This window comes from Planctomycetota bacterium (genome assembly GCA_016125255.1).
In the GTDB taxonomy this organism is placed as follows: domain Bacteria; phylum Planctomycetota; class Phycisphaerae; order Phycisphaerales; family Zrk34; genus RI-421.
The window spans coordinates 12,348-38,274 of the sequence record WGMD01000022.1 but is presented as its reverse complement, the minus strand read 5'-3'; the positions used below and the strand labels follow the sequence as shown (position 1 = coordinate 38,274).

25 protein-coding genes and 1 pseudogene are annotated in these 25,927 nt (G+C 63.6%); 17 read left to right on the top strand and 9 right to left on the bottom strand.

Going from position 1 to position 25,927, the window contains the following annotated elements; all coding sequences use genetic code 11:
* Positions 1 to 92: 92 nt before the first annotated feature.
* The 4 genes from GC162_15695 to GC162_15680 all read left to right on the top strand — a co-directional run bounded on the left by GC162_15695 (position 93) and on the right by GC162_15680 (position 3,796).
* The gene (locus GC162_15695; protein MBI1370083.1) at positions 93 to 878 is read left to right on the top strand and encodes a hypothetical protein; all 786 of its coding nucleotides are present in this window, start codon (positions 93 to 95) and stop codon (positions 876 to 878) included.
* A gap of 121 nt (positions 879 to 999) precedes the next feature.
* On the top strand, positions 1,000 to 1,644 hold the full coding sequence (locus GC162_15690) for a sigma-70 family RNA polymerase sigma factor (protein MBI1370082.1): 645 nt from the start codon (positions 1,000 to 1,002) through the stop codon (positions 1,642 to 1,644).
* Positions 1,641 to 2,204, top strand: coding sequence for a hypothetical protein (locus GC162_15685; protein MBI1370081.1), 564 nt, complete (start codon positions 1,641 to 1,643; stop codon positions 2,202 to 2,204). The genes GC162_15690 and GC162_15685 overlap by 4 nt, the downstream gene beginning before the upstream one ends.
* Before the next feature lie 2 nt (positions 2,205 to 2,206).
* Positions 2,207 to 3,796, top strand: a complete 1,590-nt coding sequence (locus GC162_15680; GenBank protein MBI1370080.1) for a hypothetical protein — start codon at positions 2,207 to 2,209, stop codon at positions 3,794 to 3,796.
* Between the two features lie 27 nt (positions 3,797 to 3,823).
* Here GC162_15680 and GC162_15675 read toward each other — a convergent pair whose 3' ends face one another.
* The gene (locus GC162_15675) at positions 3,824 to 4,204 is read right to left on the bottom strand and encodes a VOC family protein (protein MBI1370079.1); all 381 of its coding nucleotides are present in this window, start codon (positions 4,202 to 4,204) and stop codon (positions 3,824 to 3,826) included.
* A gap of 15 nt (positions 4,205 to 4,219) precedes the next feature.
* Positions 4,220 to 6,010 (bottom strand): hypothetical protein, encoded by a 1,791-nt coding sequence (locus GC162_15670; protein ID MBI1370078.1) that lies wholly within the window; start codon positions 6,008 to 6,010, stop codon positions 4,220 to 4,222.
* A 713-nt stretch (positions 6,011 to 6,723) separates the two neighbouring features.
* Between GC162_15670 and GC162_15665 the strand changes: the two genes are divergently transcribed.
* Genes GC162_15665 through GC162_15655 form a run of 3 tightly spaced genes read left to right on the top strand, consistent with a single transcriptional unit; the run spans position 6,724 to position 8,012 of the window.
* Entirely contained in the window at positions 6,724 to 7,176 is a 453-nt protein-coding gene (locus GC162_15665; GenBank protein ID MBI1370077.1) for a hypothetical protein, read from the top strand.
* 49 nt (positions 7,177 to 7,225) lie between these two features.
* A complete protein-coding gene (locus GC162_15660; protein ID MBI1370076.1) occupies positions 7,226 to 7,609 on the top strand; it encodes a hypothetical protein in 384 nt (127 codons plus the stop codon).
* Positions 7,610 to 7,649: 40 nt separating this feature from the next.
* The gene (locus GC162_15655) at positions 7,650 to 8,012 is read left to right on the top strand and encodes a hypothetical protein (GenBank protein MBI1370075.1); all 363 of its coding nucleotides are present in this window, start codon (positions 7,650 to 7,652) and stop codon (positions 8,010 to 8,012) included.
* A gap of 40 nt (positions 8,013 to 8,052) precedes the next feature.
* Here the strand turns inward: GC162_15655 and GC162_15650 are convergent, their stop codons facing one another.
* Entirely contained in the window at positions 8,053 to 8,250 is a 198-nt protein-coding gene (locus GC162_15650) for a hypothetical protein (GenBank protein MBI1370074.1), read from the bottom strand.
* Between the two features lie 21 nt (positions 8,251 to 8,271).
* On the opposite strand from GC162_15650, the gene GC162_15645 reads away from it, so the two are divergent.
* From GC162_15645 to GC162_15630, 4 genes are all read left to right on the top strand, one after another.
* Positions 8,272 to 8,505, top strand: a complete 234-nt coding sequence (locus GC162_15645) for a hypothetical protein (GenBank protein MBI1370073.1) — start codon at positions 8,272 to 8,274, stop codon at positions 8,503 to 8,505.
* A 102-nt stretch (positions 8,506 to 8,607) separates the two neighbouring features.
* Positions 8,608 to 8,979 (top strand): hypothetical protein, encoded by a 372-nt coding sequence (locus GC162_15640; GenBank protein ID MBI1370072.1) that lies wholly within the window; start codon positions 8,608 to 8,610, stop codon positions 8,977 to 8,979.
* A gap of 32 nt (positions 8,980 to 9,011) precedes the next feature.
* Entirely contained in the window at positions 9,012 to 9,473 is a 462-nt protein-coding gene (locus GC162_15635) for a hypothetical protein (GenBank protein MBI1370071.1), read from the top strand.
* 48 nt (positions 9,474 to 9,521) lie between these two features.
* A complete protein-coding gene (locus GC162_15630; protein ID MBI1370070.1) occupies positions 9,522 to 10,232 on the top strand; it encodes a hypothetical protein in 711 nt (236 codons plus the stop codon).
* Positions 10,233 to 10,272: 40 nt separating this feature from the next.
* Here GC162_15630 and ggt read toward each other — a convergent pair whose 3' ends face one another.
* Positions 10,273 to 11,910: a gamma-glutamyltransferase gene (ggt, locus tag GC162_15625; protein MBI1370069.1), complete on the bottom strand. Its 1,638-nt coding sequence runs from the start codon at positions 11,908 to 11,910 to the stop codon at positions 10,273 to 10,275.
* Positions 11,911 to 12,130: 220 nt separating this feature from the next.
* Between ggt and GC162_15620 the strand changes: the two genes are divergently transcribed.
* The 6 genes from GC162_15620 to katG all read left to right on the top strand — a co-directional run bounded on the left by GC162_15620 (position 12,131) and on the right by katG (position 20,691).
* Complete coding sequence (locus tag GC162_15620; protein MBI1370068.1) at positions 12,131 to 13,048, top strand: ATP-binding cassette domain-containing protein; 918 nt, start codon at positions 12,131 to 12,133, stop codon at positions 13,046 to 13,048.
* Complete coding sequence (locus tag GC162_15615; protein ID MBI1370067.1) at positions 13,041 to 13,847, top strand: ABC transporter permease; 807 nt, start codon at positions 13,041 to 13,043, stop codon at positions 13,845 to 13,847. Before GC162_15620 ends, GC162_15615 begins: the two co-directional genes overlap by 8 nt.
* Positions 13,848 to 13,972: 125 nt before the next feature.
* A complete protein-coding gene (locus GC162_15610; protein MBI1370066.1) occupies positions 13,973 to 15,799 on the top strand; it encodes a hypothetical protein in 1,827 nt (608 codons plus the stop codon).
* 143 nt (positions 15,800 to 15,942) lie between these two features.
* On the top strand, positions 15,943 to 17,577 hold the full coding sequence (locus tag GC162_15605) for a hypothetical protein (GenBank protein ID MBI1370065.1): 1,635 nt from the start codon (positions 15,943 to 15,945) through the stop codon (positions 17,575 to 17,577).
* Between the two features lie 144 nt (positions 17,578 to 17,721).
* Positions 17,722 to 18,249, top strand: coding sequence for an elongation factor P (gene efp / locus GC162_15600; GenBank protein ID MBI1370064.1), 528 nt, complete (start codon positions 17,722 to 17,724; stop codon positions 18,247 to 18,249).
* Positions 18,250 to 18,444: 195 nt separating this feature from the next.
* Positions 18,445 to 20,691, top strand: a complete 2,247-nt coding sequence (gene katG / locus GC162_15595) for a catalase/peroxidase HPI (GenBank protein ID MBI1370063.1) — start codon at positions 18,445 to 18,447, stop codon at positions 20,689 to 20,691.
* A 60-nt stretch (positions 20,692 to 20,751) separates the two neighbouring features.
* On the opposite strand, the gene GC162_15590 is transcribed toward katG, so the two are convergent.
* From GC162_15590 to GC162_15570, 5 genes and pseudogenes are all read right to left on the bottom strand, one after another.
* Positions 20,752 to 22,086: a hypothetical protein gene (locus GC162_15590; protein ID MBI1370062.1), complete on the bottom strand. Its 1,335-nt coding sequence runs from the start codon at positions 22,084 to 22,086 to the stop codon at positions 20,752 to 20,754.
* Positions 22,087 to 22,342: 256 nt separating this feature from the next.
* A complete protein-coding gene (locus GC162_15585) occupies positions 22,343 to 23,575 on the bottom strand; it encodes an aldehyde dehydrogenase family protein (GenBank protein ID MBI1370061.1) in 1,233 nt (410 codons plus the stop codon).
* Between the two features lie 7 nt (positions 23,576 to 23,582).
* A pseudogene (locus GC162_15580) lies at positions 23,583 to 23,951 on the bottom strand (dihydrodipicolinate synthase family protein).
* A gap of 103 nt (positions 23,952 to 24,054) precedes the next feature.
* Positions 24,055 to 24,648, bottom strand: coding sequence for a hypothetical protein (locus tag GC162_15575; protein ID MBI1370060.1), 594 nt, complete (start codon positions 24,646 to 24,648; stop codon positions 24,055 to 24,057).
* Between the two features lie 165 nt (positions 24,649 to 24,813).
* Complete coding sequence (locus GC162_15570; protein ID MBI1370059.1) at positions 24,814 to 25,791, bottom strand: sialate O-acetylesterase; 978 nt, start codon at positions 25,789 to 25,791, stop codon at positions 24,814 to 24,816.
* Positions 25,792 to 25,927: the final 136 nt, after the last annotated feature.

Sequence of the window (25,927 nt, the reverse complement as noted above, 5' to 3'; positions counted from 1 at the left end):
TTACATTGTCCGCGCGGCCCCGTGGGAACGCATCGGGCGGTTGAGCGTCCCTATACTCAGAGTGTCGGTCCCGGCAATTGTGGAGGTCGCTGATGCCGCTCGCCAAACGCATCTCATCGGTCGGTCGGGTCATGGGTCTTGTCATGCTGATTGCGCTGCCGATGACAGCGCACGGCGAGGACGAAACCGATGCGCTGACGGCCATGCGCAGCGAACTTGCGGCGATGCGACAGGAGCTGGCCCGCACGCAGCTTGAACTGCAGAAGGCGCAGCACGAACTTGAGGAGGTCCGGGCGTTTTTGAGTGAGCCGGATGCGCCGAAGCAGATTGCGGAATGGAAGCAGCAGCGGCAGCAGTGGGAGGAGGAGCGCAAGCAGATCGCGGTGGAGCGCAAGAAGCTGGAGGCGGCGCGGGCGGCGATGCGCGACACGACGCGCGTCGAGCAGCAGAAGATCATCAGCGCGCCCCCGCCGGCCGTGGCGGTCGATCCGGCGGCGCCGCGGTGGGACGTCGATTACAAGATCGCGGTGATCCGCAACAACCTGCCCAACGAGTCGATCTACATCGACCCGGAAATCGGCGAAGTGCTGCTGGAGCGTTATCCCGACATCGATCACAAGCACATCATGATGCGCGGCACATGGCAGAACCGTTCGTCCGTCGCATGGCGATACACGTTCGAGATCCGCATCGCCGACAAACTCGGCCGGATCATCGGACATTGGCGTTACCAGACGCCGATGCTCGCGCCCAATGAACTGCACGCGTTCGAGGTCAAGGTGCCGGTGACGGACGTGGCTTACATTGAGCGGTATCAGATCGGCAACATCGAGCCGGACAAGGGCGAGTCAACCCTGCCGGCGGCGCCGGGGCAGTAGTCGGGGCGTGTTCTACAATTGGTGGAAGCGGGGTGCCGGGGCCGCGTAGCGGCCCGGCTATTTCGTTTGCCGGTCGCAACCGAATGCCGATACGGTGGTAGGGAAAGGTGTGAACAGGCCGATGACGATGGATGCAGCCCCCGGCAGTGCGGCGATGAGGACGAGTTCCGGCGGCAGGCCGGCGCCGGCGGCTGCGGCGTGCGTCGAGCCGGATGATGCGGATTTGGCCCGTCGGGCCGCGGCGGGGGATCCGTCCGCCGCCGGTCAGCTCATCGAGCGCTATCAGGCGATGGTCCGCAAGTTCCTGCGTCGCCTGACCGGCCGCGACGATCTGGCCGATGACTTGGCGCAGGATACCTTCGTCCGCCTGCTTCGTTACGTCGATCGCTACGACCCGAAATATCCGATGCGGACATGGCTGCTGACCATCGCCCGTCGACTGACCATCAACCGCGCTCAGCGGGATAGACGCATGATCGCCACGGATGACTTTTCCTACCACCGATGCGAGGGCCCGCAGCCCGGCGACGCCGCCCAGAAGGGCGATGAGCAGCGCCGCCTCCGCGCTCAGCTTGGCAAGGCGCTTTCGACGCTCAGCGAAGCGCAGCGTCAGGCCGTCGTGCTCTTTCATCAGCAGGAACTGAGCGTGCAGGAAGTGGCGCAGGTCATGGGCCTGCCCGTCGGCACGGTCAAGAGCCACCTGCACCGCGGCCGCGCCGCCATGCGCAAATTGCTCATCGCACAAAACGAGGTGCCCCAGCCATGAAACTCACCTGCACGAACATCGAAACCTGTTGGGACGAACGGCGCGACGCCACGCTTGGCGTCGAGCAGGCCCGCGCGTTCGACGCGCACCTGGCCGAGTGCCCGGCGTGTGCGGACAAGTGGCGGCGCGAGTCGCAGTACCTTGCCATGCTTTCATGCGACGAAGAGCCGGCCGGCGATGCGGCGTTCACGCAGCGCATCGTGCATGCATGGACCGCGCACGCCGCCGACCCGGTCATCGCGCGGCTCACGCCGTGGCTCGCCTTCGCGGCGGCGATCGCGCTGGCGATGACCGTATGGATCACCTTCTCCAATTCGGCATCGCCTCCGCAGATCGGTGCATCCGTGGCGATCGCGCCGCCGGCCCCGGTTTCGCCGCAGGTCAAGCCCAACCCCGTTGGCACGCTGGTGCGTGACCTGAGCAGTCAGATCGACCGCTCGCAGCGCTGGCGGCTGGCGGATGTCGAAGCGGCGGTGGACTGGAATCAGATCGCCGACCTGCTCGACGCCAACTACATTAACGAGCCGGGCAAACCGGCCAATGACCATCCCCGAGGTTGAACATGCCGACGCTACTTCATCGAATCACACTGACCCTCACGCTTGCATTGACGCTGGCATCGACCGGCTTCGCGCAGGAAGCCGCCAAACTCGCGCCGGCCGATGCGAGCATTTTTGTAGAGATCAATGATCTGGCAGCCCTTCGCGCCGACTGGGCGAATGATCCCTTGGGGCAATATCTTCAGACGCAGCTTCCGCCCAATCGCGAGCCGCAGGCGTGGAGCGATGTGCAGGCGATGATGCAGATGACCGGGCCGCAGATTGTCGACAAGTACTTCGGCAAGGTGCTCGCGCTGGTGGTCAAAGGCACGTACGGCGGCGCGCCGGGCGTGGTGCTCTCGAAGGTCGACAAGGCCGACGCCGCCGTCGCGATCGATCGGCTGATGCTTCAGCCGGCGGGTAAAGCGGGAAACTTCGATCTTTATGTGACAGGCGACGGGGCGGCGGGCTTCGCGTTCGCGGATGAATGGATGGCGATGGGCGAGCCGCGCAATGAAGTATTCATCAAGGACATGCTCGCCAATGTCGGCAAGGGCAAGTCGCTGGCCGACGATGAGCAGTTCAAGACGTGGATCGGCAAATTGCCGCAGAATCGGCAGGCCGTGGCGTTCCTCCGCAATCCGGATCAGGACGAGGTGCACGCCGTAGCCGCGCAGCGTGAGCATCGCAATCTGACGCTGACTTACGCCGGTCACTCGCCGAATTTCGCTGAAGGTTTGAGCAAGCTTTCGACCGCCCGAGCGACGGAATTCGGTCCGCTGCCGGAGCGAACGATCGCCGCCATGACCATCAACGGCTACGACACCGAGCCGGACATCCGCTTCACCGAACTTGTCGATCGCGTGCTCGCGCCCAAGACCTATGTCAAGGACATCATGCCCAAGCTTCAGGCGCCCGTGGTGCTGTTCCTCGGCGAGGCGACGGCGCAGGAAATGGACCCAAGCCCCGGCTTCAGCGCCCCGGTCGTCGGCATTGCGATCCACATGCGCGATGCGACCGTCACCACCGACCTCGACAAACTCGTCAACAGCGCGCTCTTGTTCGCGAATCTCGCGACGCTTGAGTGGAAGGTGGACCCGATCGCGATGAGCATGGCTTCGCACAACGGCAAGCCGTATTCCGTGGCGGACATCGGCAAGTCGCTGTCGCAGCATTTCAATCGGCCGGGCCTCGCGGGCACGATCAAGCTGGCGTACGGCCGCGTCGGGGAGTGGTACGTGATCACGTCGCACGAGACGATGTTTAAAGCGATGCTCGACGCGGCGGCCGACCCGGGCAAGTCGCTCGTGATGCAGGATGATTTCAAGGCGATGGGCCTTGAAGATGTGGACGCGCCGATCGTAACGGGCTTCCTCCGCGCTCCGAGACTCGCGGCGCACATTCAGACCTGGATCGACCGCGGCCGCCAGATGCACCCGGAGATCATGGCCGAAGCCACGCACGTCGAACCCAGCAACCGCATCGCCAAAATCGTCCGCGGCATCACCGTTTTGCAAGGCGTCCTCAAGCACTACACCTCGATGACGCTCCAGATGCACAAAACCGACGACGAAGCCATCGGCGCGACGATCAAAGTCATTCGGCCGGAGTAAGACGAAGACGGACCATGGTGCGATTCGTTACATGAGTGATTCGTCGACGACTGCCTCGATGGGGTGACCATCGGGATCGACGACGAATGCCGCGAAGTAGTTCGGTCCGTAGTGCGGACGGAAACCGGGCGCGCCATTGTCACGCCCGCCGTGCTCAATCGCCGCGGCGTGAAATGCCGCGACGGCCTCGGGCGTCGGCGCCGCAAACGCCACATGAAACCCCGGTCCCGCCGGCGTCGCTTCCGGGCGCAGTTTGATCGCCAATCTGTCGCCGCCGCCCGGCGGTCCGTATCCGATCGCTGTGTCATCCGCCCAGACACGCTCATACCCCAGCGCCGAAAGCGCCGCATCGTAAAACGCCGCCGACCGCTTCAGGTCAGTGACGCCGAGCGAAATGTGATGGAGCATATGCATGGAGCGGCATTACGGTTTGGTCAGCGTGTGTTCGAGCTCGGTGACGGCCAGAAGGGACATGGCGGTGGCGTAGAGGGGCTCGCGGTTGTCCCAGAGGGCCAGTCGCGTGCCGCCGAGGGCTTCGGTGCGGTTGCGGGTGTAGTAGCAGCTTGGGGTCTGCATGGTGAGTTGGGTGATGAAGCGGCTGGCGAGGCCAGCATCGACGAGCCAGCGGGGGCGGTCGGCGTCGGGAACGACGCGCGGGTCGCGGAGTCCGATGGCGAGTGCGGCCAGGGCGCGGGCGGATTGCCAGTTGGGTTCGTTGGTGATGCCGGTGGCGATGGTGAAGCCGCCGACGGTGTCGGCGGGGGCGGCCTCGTCAATGGGGCCGGTCCAGGGCTTGACCTGCTGCTTGAGGAGTCGCTCGCAAGCGTCGTGCAGCTTGGGCAGATGGGCCGACGCCTGATCGAGCCGGGCCAGGTCCATCTCGGCGTAGGCGAGCCACGGCAGCGTCGAGGCGAACTTGTCATCATCGCCGTCGGCCTGCTTCCAGAGCGCGGCCAGCGCGAGTTTGATCTGCGCGAGTATCTGCGGATCGCGGGTGCGGTCGTAATAAGCGACGAGGGCGGCGGTGGCGAGTGCGTCGGCGGAGAGCGATGCGACATGCGCCCCGGCTTCGTCGGTGAAGTTGAAGCGGCCGTCGGGCGTCTGCATGCGGCCGAGCGTCGTGGCGAGACGCAGACGAGGCCCTTTGAACTGCGAAGCGCCGGGCGTTTCGAGCAGGGCGAGCAGGGTCAAGGCGGTGTCGGGCAGGTCATGCTCCTCGCCGGTCAATTCGATGACGGCGGCGTTGGCGACGTCGGTGGCGCGGCGGCGGCGGTCTTCGTCGAGCATCGGCAACTTGGCGACGCGCGACAGGGCGAACGCCGCCAGCGCCGCATCGGCCGCCCGGGCGGTCACGGGGTTGTACGCATCGGCGGTCGGTTCATAGGTGCCGGCGAACTGGCCGTTGTCACGCGCACGGCGAAGCAGATTATCCGCAAGCTGCTCGGTCAGAAGCTTCAACGCCGCATCATCCAGCGGGACCGCCGGCCAGAGCAGATTCCCGCGATATAGCGCATTGGGCTCCGCGCCCGGCTGCATCTGCGCCAGGTGAATCACACTGAATCGATACAGCTCCGGCCCGCCCGGCTGAGCAATCTCACGCAGCTTCGTCAGCGGCAGCTTCACATCGCTCAATAGCCGATTGAGCTGGCCCTGCATGTTCGTGTTCGCCGCGATGCGATTGCCCGGGAAGGTCCACGCCCAGGCGCCGCCCGCATGCATGGCCAGCCCGTCGAGATTGATCGCCAGTTTCGACGGCAATTCGTCCAGCCGCGCGATGCGAACGGGCGAAAGGCGATGGGCGAATTGGATGTCCAGTTCCGCCGCCGCCGCCGCCGGAGCCAGATCATCGATCGGCCTCTCCAGCGTGCTCACCAGATCCTTGAGCGCATCATTGACCGCATTGCGAAGCAGGGCCAGCACATTGATGCTCTCCGGCGGATTGAGCGGATCGGCCACGAGCGCCATGCCCTGTCCGCGCGTCGGGCCGTCGATGCGCAGCGTCACATGCACCCCGATCACGTCGCCCGCCTCAATCTCCAGCGTCGACTCCGGCACGCGCGCCCGACGCACCCAGTTCTCCGCCACCTGATACGCCTGCCGCGCCATCGCCTCATCGAGCGGCCGCGCATCGGCGAAAACCCCGTCGACGCAAATCAACATGATGCCCCAGAGCAACACCGCCGTCAGGCCCATGTCGCGTCGACGCAACATCATGTGGAACCGACGCCGCACCGCCCCGAACACGCAGAAAATCGTTAATGCTCGCAATTGCATGACCTTGGACGCCTCGCCAAAAGTTCGCCTCACCGTTCGGCATGCCCATCGCTATTCCTCCTTCCGTGGCGACCGCCACGAGGAGATGAACCGCGATGTACACCCTGCTGCTTCTGGACAATCACAAACGCATCCTCTTCCTGACCCTCTTCTTCTACGCCGCCATGTGCTGACGCTACCAGTGTAGCCACGCCGCCCCCCGCGTGCATCCTCATGTCTCTTCACATCGCCCCCGTCCCCCGGTCCGCTCCGTCCTGATCGTCACACTTCCTTAAATCCCCGATCGCACCCCGCAGGCAACCCGCCGCGATTTCCCCCGTTCCCGGGTGCCCGCATTGCCGCATCAGAATCCTCGCTTTTTCGCCGTTCCAAGCGCGCACGGGCGCGCCCATGCGCGCGCCCGTGGCAACAAGCGTCGCCGCCATGCGCGTCGATACTCGACTTACATCGCCCCTCGCCTCCCCCATGCGCGATTTTGCCGCGCCCGTGCGCGAAAAACGAAACGCCTGTGCGCCATCCTCTGCGATCTCCCATTCCGTCCGCCCGCATCGCACATCAATTCCCCCGACGCGCAAGATACAATGTTGTCACGCAGCGACCCCATCCCGACCTGCGCCCCGACAGCCGACGACTGGATCAAGGCGTCCCCACGCATGGCACACCGGCTCTTGATCTTCGCGACCTGGCTTTCTGCCGGGCTCCTGGCCGTGACGCTCGCGCTGCCGATCGCCGGCATGTGGATCGATCCGTGGGAACAACGCCTTTCGCTCACCAACCAATGCCACCTCACCCTATGGGGCGACGGCTTGGGCACATCCCTCGTCTTCTTCAACGACGCCGCCTACGGCCCCTATCGCGGCAGCATCATCTCCGTGAGCGATGATCAGGGAAACACATCTCCACCCATCAAACGCCGATTCCACATCGGCCCCTTCGCCGGCATTTACTACCGCTATTTCCGCTGGACCGGCGCCACCCTCTGGACCTTCGCCCTGTCCGTCTGGTACCCCGCCCTCCTCTTCACCATCCTCCCCGCCCGCGCCTGGCGACATCGAACGCGCGGGCGTAGGGCAGGATTTATCCTGCCACTTCGGAAGGCGGGATGAATCCCGCCCTACGCAACTGACGAACCGGTTTGACCGAAGGATTCCGATCATGCCGTACAGCATTTCGCCGAGCGTCTTTCGCGGGCTGGATCAAGCGGTGAAGTGGGGCGTGGGCGTCTTCGTCCTGATGACGATCCTCTACGCCCTCGGCGGCTCCTGGGCGGAGCAGCGATTTGTGGAGCGGATGATGCGCGAAGGCGATGTCATCATTCAGGAACTTGCCGACTACAAAACAGCGCACCATGAATATCCCGGTTCGCTCGACGCCATCACGGAGCAAACCCGCCGGCGTGATTCACAGATAAAGATCACGGATTGGCAATACGACCGAACCGCAGAGGGATTTGAGCTTTCGCGCTATGACATGCCGATCTATGGTTCAATGTCAGTGTTCAGGTATTCGTCAGCGACCGGCCAGTGGCAAACGCAGTAGTGCGTAGCCATCCGCGACAACAAAAGGGGTGACTCGATCAATGTCTGCTGACAATTTCAATCAACTCGACGCAAAGGTGCAATCAGTGTTTGCTGCTTTCGGAGAAGATCGTTTGCGTCAACTATGCGGCAACACGCTTCCTACAGCGGCACGTGAGCGTATTGCGACGGCATTGTCAGACAGATTCGATCGCGTCACGGCGCAGCGCTTGGCTATGCACATGACCGATTGGAACGGCGACGCGGCATTCATCGTGGCCCTGCTGCTCCGTCCGGATCAATTCACCGATCAGGACATCCGCGACGGAATCGGCCTGTTCCTCGCACACGCGCCAAACCACATTCGAGAGGCCTGCCGCCTGACCGACACATTTGTCTGGGAAGACTTTCCGTATGATGATTGACGGTGCCAACACGCCTCTTCATGGACCGGGTGTACCTGTGTCACAATCTTGGACGACCGCCGACTTCGATGATCTGTCCTGGCACGATTGCCATGTCCACGGGTTTCGCATGGGGGCGGTCGACGATGAGCGCGGGACAGCCGACCTTGAATTCGATATCGACTTCATCATGGAGTGGCTTGGGCAAGATGACCGGAGATTCCGATTTCGCGTCGCGCCGGCGACGTTGACGTTTCATGAAGTGTTCGGCCTCCGCATCATGATCGACTACGCTGAGCCCGTCGCGGCCGGGGTGACGCCGTTCTCCATCGACGGAATCTATCGTGATCCGCTGACGCATGCATCGGGTGGAACGTCCTTCCGTTGGCGCCTCCCGCTCAACTGGCCGACGGGCGAGATAACATTCCAGAGCCCCGGCTTCACTCAGATTCTCCGACGAGAACCGATCGTGTACGATGGTCAGTTTTTGACGGCGAACCAGCGCGGCGGATAGCGCGCATTTTGTAGGGCAGGATTCATCCTGCCATTCCGGAAGGCGGGATGAATCCCGCCCTACATGCACTAGTCGGCCTCGACAGGTGAGGAATCAGCAACCATGAAGGTCGAATTGCTCACCGATGGCTCGCCGGATTGTCCGCTGGTTCGGCTCTACGACTTCACACCCGCCGAGGCGGAAGCGCTTCGAGCGGGCGTCCGCCGTCTCGCGGATGGGCAGTGCAAGCAACTGGACCTCGCCGCCGATTGCGATGCGTCTCCGATGGGTGGCTTCGCGTTGTCATTCGTCGTCGGTCGTCGGGATGTCGGTCTCACATCGGAAGGTAGACGGCACTTCTGGGAATTGCGTTCGGAGACATGGGACAATTTGGAAGGTCTCCTTGGCCCGTTCGTCAATGGATTGACGGGGTATCAGTGGCTCTCGAATGAGGGCGGAACCGCATTGCTGATCTCAACGAATGGTCATTGGTGAGACGCGGAGCGGCGACTGGTGGGATTGCCTCCATGAAAAAGCGAATTCTCAGGATCGGCATCGTGCTTCTCGTTCTGCTCATCGGCGCGGGGGCGTTGCCGTTTGTGCGGGATGCGGTGGGCAATTCGTGGCGGTGCCGGCAGTTTGAGCATGGGGTGGTCGGGCTTGACCACGCGCCCGGGACGCGGGCGGTCGATGTGCGGTCGCGGGTGGGGCTTCTCTACGGCAATGGCAATCACTGCGACTATTTCGCGGGTCAGTTGCGCACCTATGACGGCGACTTTGCGAAGGTGGAGGCGCACTACGCGGGGCTGACGTTTTACAATCCCGTTCGCGAGAGCCGGGACAACGTGTCGGTCGAACGGGTCGGGCCGGGCGAACTGCCGTATGGGGATATCGTGAGCTGGCGCGTCCCGGAGGGTTTGAAAGAGCCGATGTATCTGGTGTACGTGTTCCGCAATTACGATGCGAACGCGGACCCGCGCTGCAATTGATCCCCTCAGCGACGCAGGTCCGGGCCCGCCCGATTACGAAAGCCGTGAATGCGCACGCGGCGAGTGAAATGCCCATCGCGAATCCGCGGCCCGGCCTATGATGGCTGCGGGATCGTCAATCGTGTCCGGGCGGGCCCGGACATACCCGACTGCATCATTGGACGGCATTTTATGACGAACTCTCGACAACTTCGGCAATGCATCGCTCAAGTCGATGGCGGCGAATTGACGGACATGCCGTCGGGAGCGCCCTATTGCATTGTCTTCCCGCCCGATCCCGCGTGCGCGGTCGTCTATGCCACGAAAGGTCATGCGGCAAATCAACTGCTTGCATCGGAAGATCACGAGCTTCCGATCGGTTTGATCTGCCGTTACGGCTTGCCGCGCGAGGAAGACATTGAGCCGATCATTACGGCGGCTCGCGATCACCCGATCTTTTTTCTGGGCGATTGCGATCCGTTTGATCTGCTGGTGTTCACCTGGTTGCGGGAGCATCTGACGATCCGCTTCCTGGGCATCTCCGATCGTGTCGTGTCGGCTTTGGGCGTCGACGTTACCGAGCGGATCACGATTCCATTTTCAGATGAAGAGCAGCGGGCCATGCTGCTGGTGCGCGAAGTCTGGCCCGACTTCGCGGCGTCCGTCGGGCCAAACTGCGCTCGGCTGCTCAGCGGGAACCGAAAGCTGGAGTTGGAAGCGCTGGTGTCGTTCCGCGAAACTCCTCATTCCAATTTGCTGAAGCTATTGCAAGACGAATAGGTTCAGTTGCGCAGGGCAGGTCATCTGTGTCGAAGGACGGTCAGTCGGCGCGGGGGTCGTGGACGGCGTCATGTCCGAGGCCGACGGCTTGGGAGATGCCCAGGTGGTCGCGCGTGCGGACGGTGTGCCCGCGCTGGCGGAGGGCATCGATCACTTCGGCGGGCATGGCTTTTTCGACGACGACTTCGTCGGGGCGCCATTGTTCATGCAATCGCGGGGCGGCGATGGCGTCGTGCAATGACATGTTCAGGTCGTAACGGTTGACGATCATCTGGACGACTTGCGTGATGATGGTCGGTCCGCCGGCGGCGCCGCAGGCGAGGATGGGCTGGCCTTTTTGCAGGACGATGGTGGGGCTCATGCTCGACAAGGGTCGTTTGCCGGGGGCGATGGCGTTGGCTTCAGCGCCGACGAGGCCGAAGGCGTTGGGGACGCCGGGCTGGATGGAGAAGTCATCCATTTCGTTGTTCATGACGACGCCGGTGCCGGGGATCATGACCTTCGAGCCGAAGGAGGTATTGATGGTGCAGGTGATGGCGACCCAGTTGCCTTGATCGTCGGCGACGGACAGGTGCGTGGTATGCCCGCCGCGGAAAAGATCGTCGCCGGCGGGGGGGGGATCGCCATGCGTCAAGACGGCGGTGGCGTGATCGAGGTTGATGGAGTCGGCGAGTTGTCGGGCGTAGGTTTTGTCGATGAGGCCGCGGGGGACTTTGACGAAGTCGGAGTCGCCGAGCCAGTAGGCGCGGTCGGCGAAGGCGCGTTTCATGGCTTCGACCATGACATGCGCCCGCGTGCCGGGGTCCATCGAAGCGAGGTCGAAATTTTCGAGGATGTTGAGGATTTGTGCGACGTGCATGCCGCCGCTGCTGGGCGGGGGGAAGCCGACGATGGTGAGCCCGCGGTAGGTGCTGATGACAGGGGTGCGGAGTTTGGGGCGATAGTTGGCCAGATCGGCGAAGGTCAGCGTGCCGTTGTGTTCCTTCATCCATGTATCGCATCGCCGGGCGAAGTCGCCGAGGTAGAACCCATCGGGGCCGTCGCGGGCGATCGTGCGAAGCGTATTGGCGAGGTCGAGTTGTTTGAGCGTGTCGCCTTCGCGGAGCGGGGAGCCGTCGGGATGGAAGAACACGGCTGCGGCGGCTTCGTTTTGATGCAGCACCTCGGCGACGCCGGCGAGGCGATCGGCCATGACATGCGAAACGGGCACGCCGCGGTCGGCGATTTGTGCGGCGGGGTTGGCGACGTCGGCGAGGGTCAGTTTGCCGTAATCCTTCTGGGCGAGCGCGAGGGCGGCGAGTTCGCCGGGGACGCCGCTGGCGCGCGGGCCGGTTTTCGATTCCTCGGTGTCGACCTTGCCGTTGTGGACGTACATATCGCGCGCCGCGGCGGCGGGGGCGGTTTCGCGGCCGTCGATGGCGATGAACTGGCCGCTGGCGGTGCGGATGAGGATGAGGCAACCGCCGCCGAGCCCGCTGTTGTGCGAATCGACGACGGCGAGGGTCAGGGCGGCGGCGACGGCGCCGTCGACGGCGTTGCCGCCTCGGGCCATGGCGTTGAGCGCCGCCTGCGTGGCGAGCGGGTGCACGGTGGCGGCGGCGCCGATTCTGGAATTTGTCGCACAGGCGGGTAACGCCAGCGCGAGGACGAGCATCGTAAGTCGCAACATGGTTCGCATGGTGAAAGTATACGGGATGGCCCAATGAAAGAACCACCAAGACACCAAGGACACGAAGGAAGACATCAGAAGCGATGTGAAGGCAAGCGAGGGGTCGCCTGTATCGGTTCGAACATTACTTGTTCAACTCAATATGATCGACTTTATCCTGTTGCATTCCTAGGTGCTCTTGGTGTCTTGGTGGTTCGTCGCTTGTTCGCCCCGCTATAATCGCTGCCTCATGAATGCTCTGACGATTCGCGATCTTCGCAAGACCTATCGCAACGGCGTGGAAGCGCTCAAGGGTGTCGATCTGGATGTGCGCGCCGGCGAATTCTTCGGGCTGCTGGGGCCTAATGGCGCGGGCAAGAGCACGACGATCGGCATCGTCACCTCGCTCATCAATAAAACCGGCGGGACCGTCGAAGTGTTCGGCATCGACCTGGACCGCGATCCGGCGGGCGTCAAGCAACTCATCGGCGTCGTCCCGCAGGAATTCAACTTCAACATGTTCGAGAAGGTCGGGCAGATCGTGCAGCAGCAGGCGGGATACTACGGCCTGCCCCGGAAACTGGCGCGACAGCGGGCGGAGCATTACCTGAAGAAGATGGGGCTTTGGGACAAGCGCCACGACTCGGCGCGGCAACTGTCCGGCGGGATGAAGCGGCGGCTGATGATCGCGCGGGCGATGGTGCATGAGCCGAAGCTGATGATCCTCGACGAGCCGACGGCGGGCGTGGACATCGAGCTGCGCCGATCGACCTGGGCGCTGATGCAGGAAGTCAATCGCAACGGGACGGCGGTGATCCTCACGACGCACTACCTCGAGGAAGCGGAGAGTTTGTGCCGGCAGATCGCCATCATCGACCGCGGCGTCATCGTGGAGAACACGGACAAAAAATCCCTGCTCGCCAAGCTGCATGTCGAGACGTTCATCTTCGACCTCGCTCACACCGCCCCGGCGAACCTCGATCTTAACGGGTATCCGTACCGGCTGACCGATCCGCACACGCTGGAGATCGACGTGTCGAAGGAGCAGGCGCTCAACGACGTGTTCGCCCGGCTCAGCGCGCAGGGCGTCAGCGTCCTTTCGATGCGCAACAAGGCCAACCGGCTCGAGGAGCTTTTCGTCCGCATGGTGGAGAAGAACAATGTTTAGAGCGGACCGGCTCAAGATCAACTGGGTGGCGTTCGAGACGATTCTCATCAAGGAGATCGTCCGCGTGCTGCGCATCTGGCCGCAGACGATTATTCCGCCGGTCATCACGACGACGCTCTACTTCATCATCTTCGGCAAGATCATCGGCTCGCGCGTCGGGACGATGGGCAACGTGCCGTACATGGAATTCATCGTGCCTGGGCTGGTCATGATGAGCGTCATCAACAACTCGTACTCGAACGTCGTGTCGAGTTTCTTCGGCTCCAAGTTTCAGCGGAACGTCGAGGAGATGATGGTCGCCCCGATGCACAACAGCGTCATCCTGCTCGGGTACGTCGCGGGGGGCGTGGCGCGGGCGATGATCGTCGGGTTCGCGGTGGCGCTGGTGAGTCTGTGCTTCGTGCGCGAACTGGTGATTCACAGCGTCTTCATCACCGTGACCGTCGCGCTGGCGACCGCGACGCTGTTTTCGATCGGCGGATTCATCAATGCGCTACTGGCGCGGAAGTTCGACGATGTGGCGATCATTCCGACGTTCGTGCTTACGCCGCTGACCTACCTCGGCGGGGTGTTCTACTCGATCAACCTGCTGCCGCCGTTCTGGCGAACGGTGTCGCGGTTCAATCCGATCGTCTACATGGTCAACGCTTTCCGCTACGGCATTCTCAAGGACCACCTCGACGCCCAATACATCGACATCAACATCGTGACGGCCTACGGCATGATCGTCCTTTTCACGGTCGGGCTGTTCATGCTCGCCCTCTGGATGCTCAACAAGGGCATCGGCCTGCGGCAGTGAACGGCGTGAGGCAATCGGCGGCGGGGGTTGCACGTTCTATCGGCGGGTGCGGGACAGCGGCGGACCGCGTGGGTACAATGCTGCACGCGTCGCCCGTTTGATCCGCACGTCGATGGAGCGCTCGGATGGTCAAACGTCTGCTTGAGGGTCTGCCGGTTGTCACGGTGCTGCTGGTCGCCTTGATGGGCGGGACGGCGATGGCTGACCCGACCGAGGCGGAAAAGACTTTCGATTCGCTGTTCGGCGAAGACGTGTCGCGCGTGCAGGCGACGAGCGACTATCAGGATGACATCGACTTGGCGGGCGTGCTGCTGGAGACGACCAGCGCGACGCAGGATCGCAGCGATCTGCTCAAGGTGCTCATCGACCGCACGGTCATGCTCGCGAGCAAACATCGCAGCGGGTATTCCGTGGCGGAGGAAGCGCTGCGCTACGGGATGAAGCAGTTTCCCGATCAGCGCGTCGACTATCTGACGCGCCTCGTCGATCTGCGTCAGAAGGATTTCACGCAGGCGCCGGCCGACCAGCGCACCGCGGCCGGCGAAAAGCTCATCAAGACGCTCATCGAGCAGTCCGACGCCTCATACGACAAGTATGATTTCGACAATGCGATGCTGCCGCTGCGGCGTGCGACGGGGATCGCCACGGCGGTCAAGTCCGCCGCCCGCGACCTGATCAAGACGCGGATGGACCGCGTGCTGGCGGGACAGTTGATCGCCAAACAGATTCAGACGGCCCGCACCCGCCTCGCCGCCGACAAGACCGACCAGGCGGCGGCGACGGAATTGCTCAAGCTGTATGTCGTGGAGGAGAACAACCCCGAAGAGGCGCGCAAGTACACCTTCCTCGTCGACGGCACGGACTGGCCGCGCAACGTCAAGCTCGCCACGAGCGATCCGACGTCGCTGGCGGATCAGGAACGCTTCGACATGGCCGAGTGGTACCGGCTTCTTTCGACCGAGGCGCATTCGGACCGGGCGAAGGCGGCGATGCTGGCGCGGGCGATGGCGTACTACGACCTTTATCTGGCATCGCACACGGATGAGGATCTGAGCCGGGCGAAGGCGGAGTTGACGCAGAAGCGCGTCAAGGAGGACCTGGCGAAGGTGGTGGCGGCGCTGCCGGACATCGACCGCCCGCAGACGGGGGCGTACGGAGCGTCGGTGAATCTTCTGGCGATGACGGATGTGCGTCGCGATGCGATGCGCGGCACGTGGTCGCTTTCGACGAACGGATTGACGCATGATCCGGCGGACGCGGTGATGATCCGCCTGCCGGTCGAGCCGCACGGCAATTATGAACTGACCGTCAAGTTCACGCTCACCGACACGCCCGGCGACGCGGCGATGATCTACCTGCCGGTGCGTTCGACGGCGGTGATGCTCTACGCCTATTACGCCGAGGACGAGAAGCTCTATCACGGACTGTCGATGATCGACGGCGCGATCGTGACCGATGCGAACAATCCGACGCGCACGAACGGCAATCCGCTGTCGCTGGGCGCATCGCACACGGCGGTGATCCGCGTCGAAACCGAGGGCGACAAGGCGCGGGTGTCGTCGATGATCGATCAGAAGCCGTTCGTCGAATGGAGCGGGCCGATCAATAAGCTCGATGTGTATCACAAATGGCGCCTGCGGCGCACGCCCGGCGCGGTCGCGCTGGCGGCGCTCAATTCGGGCGTGATCTACGAAGCCGTCTCGATCCGCATGCTCGACGGCGAGCTTGTCTCGCTGGTCACCCCCGGCGACAAGACCGCCCCCGGCGCCGCTCCGGCCAATGGCGACAACAAGGGCGACTCCAGGGACGATCAGATGGAACGCATCATGCGCGGGTGGAAACGCATGACGCCTTCGCAGAAAAACTCGCTGGTCCTGCGCCTGCTCAAGAGCAATGACCCCCGCATTCACGACATCGGCGTGCAGCTCGAACGGCGGCTTGAAGGCGAGTGATCCGGCGATTCGCCGCAGCATCAATATTTTTCCGAGAATCACCGGCGGATGGCGCCAATTTCATCGAACGGCGTCGGCGGCGATGCGTCTTTTGGGATAGAATGCCCGCGTATGGCGAAACCTCCTTTCCAGGGTGATGCGATATGGCGCTGATGAGCAAGGGCGCGGCCGTGGTCATGGTGCTGTTGGCGACGCTGAGCGTGCACGCGGCGGGCGAAGACGTGGCGAAGGTGTTCGATTCGCTCTACGGCAAGGAAAAGGCGCAGGCCAGGCAGACGCCTGATCCGTCGGATGACGTGCAGTTGGCGGCGCGCCTGCTCGATGCCGCCAGAACGTCGTCGTCCAACCCGGAACTGGCGACGCTGCTCACGCAGAATGCGTACGAACTGGCGCTGGTCGATGCGTCGGGGTACGAGACGGCGGCGACGGCGCTGGGGATGATGATCAATGCGTCGCCGGACCAGTCGATGGCGCTGATGGGCAAGCTGGTGGACGTGCGGCTCAAGCAGTACAACGGCGCTCCGCCGGACAAGAAGCAGCAGACGGGACAGACCTATCTTCAGTCGCTCATTTCGTACGGCGACGCGCAGGCGGACGCCGATGACAACACGGCGGCGCTGACGACGTACCGGCGGGCGATGGGGATCGCGCGCGGCGTGGGCGTGGACCCCAAGGCGGAGATCGTGCCGCGCGTGGCGCGGGCGACGGCGATGGAGGCGACGTTCAAGAAGATCAAGCTCTACAAGCAGAAGCTTCAGGCCAACCCGCAGGACGCCGACGCGGCGAGCCAGTTGCTTCTGGCGTACATCGTGGACCTGGACCGCCCCGAGGAAGCGCGCAAGTACACCTTCACCGCCCAGGACCAAACGCTCAAGACGAACGTCGGCCTCGCCGGTCGCCCGGCTGATCAGCTCAAGCCGGAGGAACTGCTTCAGCTTGCCGACTGGTACACGCAGCTTGCCGACGGCGTCGCCGCCGACGACCCCAAGAGCGCGATGCTCACGCACGCCAACGTGTATTACACGATGTACCTGGAGAAACATGAGGGGACGGATCTGGACCGCACACGGGTGACGCTCGCGCAGAAGAAGGTCGCCGACGAGATGGCTTCGATCGAGAGCCGGCTTGCTGAGACGCGACAGGCGACAAAGACGAAGCTGGGCGGGGACTGGATCGATGCGTTGGCGCTGGTCAATCTCAATAGCCACGCCGCGCGCGGTCACTGGGAGGCCAAGAACGGCATGTACGCCTGCGACGCGACGTCCGACGCCCGGCTGGACATCCCGATTCTGCCCGACGGGAGCTACGAGGTGCGCGTGCGGCTGGTCCGCAACGGCGGGGCGGCGGAGATCGGGATCAATCTGCCGATCGGGCCCAACAAGGTGGTGACGTTCGTCGTGCAGGGGCTCAAGGGCGAAGCCAGCGGGCTCGCGCGCGTGAACGGGCGCATGTACGACGACAATGTCACGACGGTGCGGCGGTCGATGCTGCCGATGAAATCGCCCGTCGAGGTCTTCGCCCGTGTGAAGATCGACGGGGACAAGGTTTCGATCTTCGGCGCGATCGGGTCCAATACGCGCGTCGACTGGTCGGGGAGCATGAATGAACTATCGAGCTATTACTCGTGGGAGCCGTCGCCCAAGTGTCTGGGCGTCGTCGCCGACTACGGGATCGTCGTCGTGACGGGAGCGGACCTGCGCATGCTCGACGGCAAGGCGTACAAGCCGGGGTACAGCGAGTTTGACCGCAGGGAGATCAAGCCCGAGTCCAAGAAGTGATCCCATCGGCGACGGCGTCCACCGATCCGACCCGCTGATTCGGCGTCACTTGTCTTTGCCCATCCATCCGCCAATAATCTGCGAATTCCCTTTTTCGTCGGATATGGAGCATCGACTGTGAAATCGACCGATTTACGCCCCGGGATGGCTGTCAAGATCGACGGCAACCTCTTCATCATCACCCAATTCACCCACGTCACGCCCGGCAACCTCCGCGCGTTCGTGAACGTGAAGCTGCGCAATGTGCTGACCGGTCTGACGCTCGAACGCCGACTCCGCTCCGGCGAGGAAATCGAGCAGACCGACCTGGACAAGCGCGAGATGCAGTACCTCTACACCGACAACACCGGCCACGTCTTCATGGACAACGAGACGTTCGACCAGCTCGCCATTCAGGACGAGATGCTCGGCGACGCCATGAAGTATCTCAAGCCCAATACCAACGTCACCGTCCTCGTCTACGAAGAGCGCCCCATCACCGTCGATCTGCCCCAGGTCGTCGATCTCGTCGTGACCGAGACCAGCCCGCAGCCCAAGGGCTCGACCGCCACGAACCAGCTCAAGGAAGCCACGCTCGAAACCGGACTCAAGACCCGCGTCCCCCAGTTCATCGAAGTGGGCCAGACCATCCGCGTCAAAACCGAAGACGGCTCCTACCTCTCGCGCGCCTAAACGGACTATCCCCGACACACGAAAGCTCAGGGATGGCCATCCCTGAGCTTTTTTACGCGCAGGGATTACCCGCATGTCTTGGTGCGCGTCGCACGAACCCGTTACACTATGTGCGGGAAATCGCCCGGCGTTGTTGCCAGGGATCAAACGAAAGAGGATCCGGGCTTTCACTCTCCGTCAAGAAAGGACTCATCCATGTCGACCCAAAGCAAATGCCCCTTTCATCAGTCCGCCGGCGGCGGCACGACCAATCGCGACTGGTGGCCCAATCAACTGCGGCTTGATCTGCTGAACCAGCATTCGTGCAAGTCCGATCCGATGGACTGCGACTTTGACTACAAGGCCGCGTTCAACAGTCTCGATTTCGCCGCGCTCAAGAAGGACCTTGCGGCGCTGATGACCGATTCGCAGGACTGGTGGCCCGCCGACTTCGGGCACTACGGCCCGCTGTTCATCCGCATGGCCTGGCACTCGGCCGGCACGTACCGCACCGCCGACGGGCGCGGCGGCGGCGGACGCGGACAGCAGCGCTTCGCCCCGCTCAACAGTTGGCCCGACAACGTCAGTCTCGACAAGGCGCGACGCCTGCTCTGGCCCCTCAAGCAGAAGTACGGCCAGAAGATTTCGTGGGCCGACCTGATGATCCTCGCGGGCAACGTCGCCCTTGAAACGATGGGCTTTGAGACGTTCGGTTTCGGCGGCGGACGCGCGGACGTGTGGGAACCGGACATGGACGTGTACTGGGGCCGCGAAAAGACATGGCTCGGCGGCGATGTGCGATACGCCCACGGCTCCGAAGGCGTCGAGAAGAACACCGCCGTGCTCGTGTCCGATGACGACGCCGACGGCGACATGCACTCGCGCCGGCTCGAGAATCCGCTGGCGGCGGTGCAGATGGGCCTCATCTACGTCAACCCCGAAGGGCCCGACGGCAATCCCGATCCGCTGGCGGCGGCGTACGACATCCGCGTGACATTCGCGCGCATGGCGATGAACGATGAGGAAACCGTCGCGCTCATCGCCGGCGGACACTCGTTCGGCAAGACGCACGGCGCCGCGCCGGCGACACACGTCGCGCACGAACCCGAAGCGGCGGGACTCGAAGAGCAGGGACTCGGCTGGCGCAACAGCTTCGGCTCCGGCCGCGGCGGCGATACGATCACCAGCGGACTCGAAGTCACCTGGACCACCACGCCGACCAAGTGGAGCAACAACTTCTTCGAGAACCTGTTCGGGTACGAATGGCAGCTTACCAAGAGCCCCGGCGGGGCGCATCAGTGGGTCGCGCGCGATGCGGAGGAAACCGTGCCCGATGCGCATGACCCATCGAAGAAGCGCCGCCCGACCATGCTCACCACCGATTTGGCCCTGCGCTTCGACCCGGCGTACGAGAAGATTTCGCGCCGGTTCCTCGAACATCCCGAGCAGCTTGCCGATGCGTTCGCCCGGGCGTGGTTCAAGCTGACGCATCGTGACATGGGGCCGCGCGTTCGTTACCTCGGGCCGGAAGTGCCGGCGGAGGAACTCATCTGGCAGGACCCGATTCCGAAGGTGAACCACAAGCTCATCGACGCCGCCGACATCGCGGCGCTGAAGGCGAAGGTTCTCGCATCGGGGCTGAGCGTATCGGAGCTGGTTTCGACGGCGTGGGCGTCGGCTTCGACGTTCCGCGGGTCGGACAAGCGAGGCGGCGCCAATGGCGCCCGCATCCGTCTCGCCCCGCAAAAGGACTGGCCGGTCAATCAGCCGGCGCAGCTTGCGAAGGTGCTCAAGAAGCTCGAAGCCATCGCCGGCGAGTTCAACGGCGCGGCGGCGGGCGGCAAGAAGGTGTCGTTGGCCGATCTGATCGTGCTGGCCGGTTGCGCGGGCGTTGAGAAGGCGGCCAAGAACGCCGGAGTCGAAGTCACGGTGCCGTTCGCGCCGGGCCGCATGGACGCGACAGCGGAACAGACGGACGCCGATTCGTTCGAGCCGCTGGAGCCCATCGCTGACGGTTTCCGCAACTATCTCAAGGGCAAATACAGCGTGTCGGCCGAGTCGCTGCTCATCGACAAGGCGCAGCTTCTGACGCTGACCGCGCCCCAGATGACCGTACTCATCGGCGGCATGCGCGTGCTCAAGACGAACGCTGACGGGTCGTCGCACGGCGTGTTCACCACACGACCCGAGTCGCTGACCAACGATTTCTTCGTGAACCTGCTGGACATGGGCACCGAATGGAAGCCCACATCCAAAGACGCGGAAGTCTTCGAGGGCAAGGATCGCGCGACGGGCAAGCTCAGGTGGACCGGGACGCGCGTCGATCTGGTCTTCGGGTCCAACTCGGTGCTGCGGGCGCTGGCGGAGGTGTACGGCAGTTCGGATGCCAGGAAGAAGTTCGTGCACGACTTCGTCAAGGCGTGGGACAAGGTGATGAACCTGGACCGGTTCGATCTGGCTTGATGAATCACAGCGGCGGCGATGCCTCGTTTTGCGACGGGGCATCGCCGCTTTTTATTGCGCTCAGCGCCGCGAGCGCCGATGGGCCAGCGCCATGATGCCCGTCACGGCGAGCAGCGCGGTGGACGGTTCGGGGATGGCGACGGTGCCGAAGAACTGAAGCTCGCCGAGGCCGACGAGTCCGTCGCCGCCGTTGGCGTCGATCGAGAGGGCGACGTACCGCGCGGTGATGCCCGACAGATCGAGAATGTCGGTGCTGTCGGTGTTGTTGGTGTAGGGTGCGAAGGCGCGGTTGCTGAATTGCAGCACCCAGTTGCCGGGGTTGTCATCGGGGTTGCCCGGATCGCCGCCGTGATCGAAGGCGCTGATGGCGGTGTAGATGTCGGCCTGCGTGACCTGCCGGGTGGTCAGTCCGTCGTTGAAGGTCTTCATCGCCTCCATCTTGTACACATCACCGAGGTCGACGCGGAACCATTGATCGGCCGGCACGGTCCCATTGCCGGAGAGCCAGACGGTGGCGGGCGATCCGGCGTGGAGCGCGCCCTTGAGCACCGGACCGGACAGTCCGCTGCCGTCGACGGCCTGACTTGCGAGACGATTGGGCGTCGTCGTGGTCCACTGGCTGGAGGCGACGGCGGTGATGTTGTTGTGGTCGATGAGCGTGGGCGTGTCGGTGTTGATGGTCAGGACGGCGACTTCGCTCGGCGGCGTTGCGCCGGAGGTCGTCGAACCGATGTTGTAGCGGTTCTGATTGCCGGCATGCTGGACGTAGTTGTCGACGTTGAAGCGGATGATGGCGTAATCGCCGCCGACGGCGCCGGCGGTGTAGAGCGAGCGGAGGAATGTGGCGAGGGTCGCATCCTGACCCGGCCCGGTGTTGTGCACGGACGGCGAGGCGTTGGTGGCGCCGCCGGGCAGGGCGTTGTCGGCGATCTTGGTCACCTGATTGGCGCCGATGTTCGTGCCCAGAACGGTGCCGGTGCGCGTATCGTTCGCGCCATCGAAGTACCAACTGCTGGGAACAGTCGTGGAGGGCGTGCCGTGCAGGAAGCCAAGACCGTAGATATCGAGATTGCCCAGCACGTTGTTGCCGAGGGCTGAGAGCGTGAACTGCAGATCGGCGGACTGGACATTGGACGCGGTGAGGACATCGGGGAGCTGGAAGTAGGCGATGCCGGCAAAGCCGTTTTGCCCACCGCCGCCGCCGGCGAGCAGGCCGAAGGAGAAGTTCTGCGTTCCGCCGCCGGGGCCTTCGATCGTTCGGCTGTTGGCATGGGCCGCCTGGTTGTAGACGATGACCTCCGCCCATGCCGCCGGGGCGCTCGCCATCGCGATCACTACTGCCATCGCCATCGCCACGCCCAAAAACCCGACCCTACGAAGATGTTGCGTCCTCATTGCTGTCTCCAGTTTCAAGATGTGCAAGTGCTCTGCGTTCTCGTTCCACGCCGCAGCGACGACAGAAACCAAACCGTCAGCCGACACTCATGACCCGCGCACGGAAATTCCCAATTCCACGCACGGGCCGGCGGATCAATCGATTGTCTCTGCGCCTCTGCGGTTAACCGAATTTACCGTAACATCAATGCCCGAGAACCGCAACAAAAATTTGCGCCCCGCAGGCGAAAGCTCAGGGATGGCCATCCCTGAGCCCTCAGGCCCCTTCTTTCGTATCGCGAAGAATCAGCGGTAGATACGCGGCGTCCACATTGTCATAACAGTGCAGCGCGGCGAAGCGGCGCATCGACGCGGGCAGGCCCACGGCGGTGAATCCGGGATGGCCCGACGCGGGGTAGGGCCCGCCGTGGTTCATGGCCGGGGAGACGGCGACGCCCGTGGGCATCTTGTTGTTGAGGAGCCGGCCAACTCGGCGGCGAAGCGGCGGCTCGACCATATGGTACTGTTGGCGATCGGTGAGCCCGGCATGATAGATGCAGCCGGTCAGATTGCCTTCGAGCGATTCGACGATCGCGACCATCTGCGCGATGTCGCGGGCGACGACCATCAGCGCCGCCGGGCCGAATGCTTCAGTCTGAATGACTTGCGGATTGTTTAGGAAGACGCTGCCATCGATGCGAAGAAGCGCGGGCGCGTGCGTGCAGTGCGGTAGGTCGGCGTCGATGGGGCCGGCGAGCAGCGTTGCGCCGGCGTCGTGGAGCAACTTGAGATTGTCGGCGAGCGAAGCGGCGACGGATCGGTCGAGCATTGGGCCGCACTTGGCGCTGGCAAAGCGTGCGGCGACGTCGGCGAGGAACGTCTCGGCGGCGTCGGAGGCGGGGACGATGACCAGCCCGGGGTTCGTGCAGAATTGCCCGCATGCCATGAGACAGCTCGCCGCGAACTGCTCGGCGATGGCGCCGGAATTTTCGGTCAGCGCGCCGGGCAGGATCAGCACGGGGTTGATCGATGACATTTCGAGATAGATGGGTTTGCCCGCTCGATCGGCGGCGGCCTTGAGCAAATCGCCGGCGCGGCGGGAGCCCTTGTACGCCGTCGCGCCAAGGCGATGATCCGCCACCATGCGCAGACCCGACTCCGGTTGCATGTGATAAATCAACTGCACCATCGCCGGGGGCAGACCGAGTTTGCGAATCGTCGCGTCCGTCAGCTCGGCGAGCAGGCGCGTCGTGCCCGGGTGAAGCGGATGCGCCTTGGCGATGACGGGATTGCCGGCTGCGATCGCCGCCGCGAAGTCGCCGCCGCTGATGCTGTTGAACGCGAGCGGGAAATTGTTGGGCCCGATGACCAGCACCGGCCCGATCGGACTCAGGCACGAACGCATGTTCGCCTCGCGATCGATGCGCGGTTCGCGCCAGGTCTGCGAGCGCGCCGCCTGCGCGGCCAGACGGAGCTGACCGGTCGTGCGCGGAAGCTCGACATCCCGCAGGCGCGGCGAGCGGGAGACGCGGCGCGCGCGTCAGCTCGCTGCCATACCCGCACTCGGCGACGGCGAGCTTGATGTACTGCACGAGTTTGATGTGCGTGTCGAGGTGCAGCAGAGGGGTGTACCAGCGATAAATCTCGCGCGCCTCGTCCCACCGGCCCGCCGTCGCCAGATCCCACAGCGCGCGGTTCTCCGCCGGGTAGGCGTTGACGAGCCCGCTGACCCACCCGACCGCCCCGAGCATCAGGCACTCCAGCGCCAGGTCATCGACGCCGGCGAAAAGAATGTAGCGGTCCCCGACGCGGTTGACGAGGTCGGTGATGCGGCGGGGATTCTCCGACGATTCCTTGATGCAGACGATCTTCGGCTCGTCGGCCATGATGCCGCCCGGTCGATTCGAGATCGAGCGACTGATCGGGTTTGAAATGGGTGACCGCGGCCGGGTAAACGCCTTGCCAGTTCACTTGCACGGTGAGGATTCCTTATGCATGAATGTCCACGACGGGATCGCCGAGCACGTCGAAACGGGGGGTGATGCCCAGGCCCGGCGTCGTCGGCGCGGCGAGTCGGCCGTGCTTCCGCTGCGGGGCGCCGTCGGCGATGCTGACGGTGACGTAGCTGTTGAAATCGGTGGAGGTGAAGAGGAAATCGGTCGGCGTGGAATGGGCCAGATGACTGATCGTGGCGGTGACGATGTCGCCGCCCCAACTGTCCTCGATCGTCATGGCGATGCCGAGATTGACGCACAGATCGCGGGCGAGCCGGGCCTTGGTGAGCCCGCCGAACTTGCTGATCTTGATGTTCACCACGTCGGCCGCGCGATCGGCGGCGGCGCGCATGAGCGTATCCGTTCCGTCGATGCACTCGTCGAGCACGAACGGGTGATCGGTGCGGTTGCGGATCGCCAGACATTCCTCGTAGGTCGTGCACGGCTGCTCGATGTAGACATCGACATCGCGCACGCCCCGCACGACGCGCGCCGCATCGTGCATGCGCCATCCGGTGTTGGCGTCGGCGACGAGCCGGTCGCCGCGCAGCAGGCGTTTGGACACGGCGTGAATCCGCTCGATGTTCACACCCGGGTGCGTGCAACATCTCTGCTCGAGTCATTGATCCTTTGGCGCGTGATGTGACATCAAAACAATCTTACCCGAACGGTTGAGCGGCATGTCGGATTCGAAAGCGCTTGCGACATGCGATGGCGCGACCGTGATGAGGGCGGTTGTGTCGGACGACGGATGTCACTTGCCGGCTTTGAGCAACTCGACCATGGCCTTGCCCATGCCTTCGCCGATGTCCATGTAGGTTTCGGCGTTGCCGTTGTAGTGGCCGTTGGACGCGCCGCCGTGGCTCAGCGGATGGCTGTACACGGTGGCGACGTTGCCCTTGAACTGCGGATACTTGCCGGAGGCGCCATCGACGGCGAGTTGGGCGTTGAGGATGAGACCTTCATTGCCCTCGGCTCCCTTTTCGGTCTGGCCGAGCGTGGCGCAGACGAACTTGGCGTTGGGCGCGTTGAAATCCTTGCGAAGCTGAAGGATGAGTTGGACGAGGTTCTGCTCGTAGTGGGCGGCATGAGCGGCGCTGTAGCGGTCCTTGTCGCCCTGCCAGAAGAAGAAGCCGGCGATTTCATATTTGGTCGCGCCGGGGTAGTAGGTCGGTAGTTCTTCGAGCACCTTCTTGGCATTGGCGATGTCGTCATCGTACTGCTTGCCGGCGTACCAGCCGTAGCGCGTCGGCTCGGGATTGGCGTCGGTCTTGAGCCAACGGTCGGGCGTCTGCTTGTAGCCGGCGTAAACCCAGGTCTGCACCTTGCCGGACTTGTCCTTGTCGTCGAACTCATAACCCGGACTGCCGGGCGGGAGCAGGTCCCAGCCGAGCGACCGATTGCCGATGCAGCTTTTGAGGACGAGCACGGGGGCGTCGATGGCGTTGCCGAGGTATTGTCCGATGCCCAGCTCGGGTCCGATGGTCTTGCCCTTGACGGTCATGAACTCGTTGTTGAAAAGCTGCATGGTGTTGCCCTTGCCGACCATGACGCGCACGTTCCGCACATCCTGGCGCACGGTCCATTGACCGGCGTCATCGACGAGGTACGGATATTTGCCTTCATTGACGGCGTGCTGGAGGGAGCCATCCTTGTCTTCGGGGCCGATGTGCCCCATGCCGAGCATATTGGACTGGCCCAGCAGAATGAAGACCTGCACGGGCTTGGCCATGTCCGCGGGCTTGCCATCGGGATCAGGCAGGTTGTCGTTGGCGAGGACGCGCAGCGAGAGCATGGCGATCAGAGCGATGACAACGGCGTTTCGCATGTACGGCATTTGAGTTCCTTCATGAAGGTTTGTTGGGACG